Annotated in this window: 2 protein-coding genes; one reads left to right on the forward strand and one right to left on the reverse strand. The window is 75.2% G+C overall.

Annotation, left to right across the window (positions count from 1 at the left end):
• Window positions 1–337: helix-turn-helix transcriptional regulator (locus ACFFNX_RS50930; protein WP_378213711.1), on the forward strand; the 337-nt coding region annotated here is incomplete at its 5' end.
• A 110-nt stretch (window positions 338–447) separates the two neighbouring features.
• Here the strand turns inward: ACFFNX_RS50930 and ACFFNX_RS50935 are convergent.
• Window positions 448–1,060: LLM class flavin-dependent oxidoreductase (locus ACFFNX_RS50935; protein WP_378213712.1), on the reverse strand; the 613-nt coding region annotated here is incomplete at its 5' end.

Raw genomic sequence — 1,060 nt, forward strand, 5'->3', positions numbered from 1 at the left:
CGACGACCGCGACGGCCTGGTCGGCGCCGCCGCCACGGCGTTGTCGGACCGCGGGCGGGAGCGCCTGAGCGACCTCACCCGGCGGATGGGCGTCAGCGAACGCCACCTCCGCGACCTGCTCACCGAGGACGCCGGGCTCACGCCCAAGGCCTTCGCCCGCATCGCCCGCCTCCGCGACGCGCTCGCCCACGGCGGTCGTTCACCGGGGCTGGCCCAGCTCGCCGCGGCCACCGGCTACTACGACCAGTCCCACATGACCGCGGATTTCCGCAGCATGATGGGCGTGCCGCCCGGAGCGTTCTTCGCAGGCCGACTCCCCGACCTCCAACGTTGCTGAGCGGGGTGGTCTTCGGAGGGCCGGGATCTTTGCGGGTTCGCGGTGCTGGCGTCGGTTTCCGTCAGTGACGACGTGTTCGGCTCCGGTGGGGTGGTCTCCGGGAAGGCGGGTCAGGTGAGTGCCGCCCGGACCTCCGCGAGCAGTTCGCACTGTCGGCGCCAGTCTCCGCCGGCGAGGCCGATGACGACGTGTTCGGCCCCGGCGTCGCGGTAGGCGGCCAGGCGCTCGGCCGCCTCGGCGGGTGAGCCGGTGACCGGGATGGACATGACCTGGTCCAACGGCCGCCCGTACCCCTTGCTGATGGAGGAGGCGATCTCCGCCCGGGTCGGCACCCCCGGGCCGGCCCCCAGGACGCCCGTCACGCCGATGGCGATCACCGGGACGGGCCTTCGGTGGCGTGCGGAGAGTTCGCCGAGCCGGGCCGCGCCGGTGGCCACCTCCCGCGGCGGCACCAGCGAGGGAAACCAGCCGTCGCCGAGCCGCGCGGCTCGCCGCAGGGCGACCGCGGACGCGTTACCGACCCAGAACGGCGGCGCCGGTACGGGCGGGGCCAGCTCGACCTCGGGCCCGCCCGTCTCATCCGGGAGCCGCACCCGCTCACCGGCCAGCAGGGCCGGCAACAGCTCCAAGGCCGTGTCGGTGCGTCCACCACGCTCGCCGTACGGCACTCCGGCGGCCGCCCACTGCGCGGGGCCGCCACCCGAGCCGACCCCGAGGACCAGA

Source organism: Actinoallomurus acaciae, assembly GCF_042429965.1.
GTDB classification, from domain to species: Bacteria; Actinomycetota; Actinomycetes; order Streptosporangiales; family Streptosporangiaceae; genus Actinoallomurus; species Actinoallomurus acaciae.